Here is a 2,130-nt window from a genome sequence, read left to right as displayed (position 1 = left end):
AAATGCTAAAACTTCGTTGTGCTTACCTCAACGACCTCTTAGCCATTTGAGGTTTTTGCAAAACCGGGATGCTCCCGCTAAACCCTTTTCTGGTTTTTCCCGGATGCCCTGGTTGTCCTCCTGGTTTCCGTTTTGGAGTCTCGCTCTCGAATGCTTGATTCTCTGGTTTGTTCTCGGTTTTTTTGAGGAGGTCTCCTGACGGTGGTTTTGATGATGTTTTGCTGTCTATATCTCTACTAACTTTGAGCTTTTTTATTTCTTGTTCTAGTTCTACTACTCTGCATTTTAGCTGCTCTATAGCTTTCGCCTGCTCAATAATTATCTCTACCAGTTGCTCTGTTGCCAACTGGCTTAATTTCTCACTGTCTAGTTTGGGAGGTCGCTCTTTTTGCATTCCTATGATACTCGCATTCAACTGTCACACTTGTCAATACCCCCTGACCTGAATCCTTACCGATCGGCAGTCTCAAGCGATCGAATAACCAAAATTCGTAGTGTGCCAGTTGGGGGTGCGGAATGTGGGCTAAAACGTAACTTAATTTGTTCTCAAAATTCCGAAAAAACCGATTGTGACAGTAGAGGATGCCGAAGGTCATTGCTAACAAGTTAAGGAATGAGAATTAAATAAGTAGGTAGGCGTAAAAAAACCAAATTATGTTAAGATAAGTAAACACTCAAGATTTAATTTACAAAATCAACAAATATGGGCGCAGGTTTAAGAGTATTTCTCAATCAAGAAGAAGACCGAACACTATTTGAATTGAGGACGGCAACAACAGTATCTCAAAAAGTAAAAGATCGAGCACAAATTATTAGATTAAACTCCCAGGGATGTTATGTAGAGGAGATAGCAGCTCATTTTAATTGTAGAGAGCAAACAGTTAGAGAAGTAATTCATCGGTGGGTGAAAATGGGTTTGACAGGATTATGGTCAACCAGAGGTAGAGGGGTCAAACCAAAATGGAAAGAATCAGACATTGTTCATCTAGAAGAATGTCTCAGAAATGAACCACGCAGATATAATAGTCGTCAACTTGCTCAAAAATTAGAACAAGAACGTGGGGTCAAATTAAGCCCTGACAGATTAAGACGTATCCTCAAAAAAAAAGATTATTTGGAAACGAACCCGACCAAGCCATAAAGACAAGCAAGACCCATTACAACGCTCAATAAAACAGGCAGATCAAGATATGTTGGAGTTGGCATCGGCGGCGGGAGAAATCGATCTGAAATATCTGGATGAATCAGGTTTTTGCTTGTGGAGTCCCACTGGATATACATATTACCCAATAGGAGCGCAAAAACGGTTAGAGCAAACGAAACGAAGGGGGCGAAGACTTAGTATTTTAGGCTTGCTACAGCCGTGTGTCAGTTTCGCATATGGGTTGGCTGTCGGGAGTTTTAGCAGCAAATCATATATCACTATGATGGAAAATGAAGCACAACAAGCTGAGGCATGAAATGAAATTAACTGGACGGATCAGAGTGATAATTCAAGATAATGGTCCCATACACAAATCTCTGGATGTCCAACAAAAATGGTCTCAGTGGGAAAGCCAGGGATTGTATATTTTCTTTTTACCTAAATACTGTTCGGAAATGAACAAGATTGAACTGGAATGGCAGCAACTTAAAAATCATGAACTGGTCGGACAAATGTTTGAAGATGAACTAGATATTGCCTACGCAGTAATGGATGGAATTGAAGCGAGAGGGCAACGAGGAAATTATATAACTAATCGCTTTAAATTCAGCTCCAATTCCGCTTGTTAACATTTCTTTACTTAGCTTGGTTTTTTTATACCGACCTACTTAACTTACAATGCGTGATGTTCTTGTGGGATGGGCCCATCCCGACCGTCCAGAAAGGGCGGGCTACGAGAGCCCACCCCACTTTCAAGAGTGTAAATTATTTAATTCGCGATCCTAAGCTAAGAAAGCGGTAGTGCCCTGAAGGAAAGGATAAAGAGAATTAAACTGAATTCAAAGAAAGTAGGCGTTTAGAGTTGTAAATTAGCATTGTAATGATGCACAAAGCGCCAAATGGCAGCAATAAGTAGCTAGACAAAATTAATTACATAGTTTTCTCCAAATTCTTTCAGGATTTTTTCCACAGAGGTAACAAAAGTT

General features: G+C 40.2%; 1 protein-coding gene and 1 pseudogene. One reads left to right on the top strand and one right to left on the bottom strand.

Annotation, left to right across the window (positions count from 1 at the left end; all coding sequences use genetic code 11):
- Nucleotides 1–22 precede the first annotated feature (22 nt).
- A complete protein-coding gene (locus QUA99_RS32655; RefSeq protein ID WP_445251061.1) occupies nucleotides 23–394 on the bottom strand; it encodes a DUF6444 domain-containing protein in 372 nt (123 codons plus the stop codon).
- 309 nt (nucleotides 395–703) lie between these two features.
- On the opposite strand from QUA99_RS32655, the pseudogene QUA99_RS32650 reads away from it, so the two are divergent.
- Nucleotides 704–1,773 (top strand): annotated as a pseudogene (locus QUA99_RS32650) (IS630 family transposase).
- Nucleotides 1,774–2,130 lie beyond the last annotated feature (357 nt).

Source organism: Microcoleus sp. F10-B2, assembly GCF_036704965.1.
GTDB lineage: Bacteria > Cyanobacteriota > Cyanobacteriia > Cyanobacteriales > Microcoleaceae > Microcoleus.
Note: the sequence above shows the minus strand (reverse complement) of the source record. Positions and strands in the feature narration are given on the sequence as shown.

Bases quoted from the DNA above. Each gene is read 5' to 3' on its own strand.
- QUA99_RS32655 (WP_445251061.1), bottom strand. From the start codon at position 394: ATGCAAAAAGAGCGACCTCCCAAACTAGACAGTGAGAAATTAAGCCAG.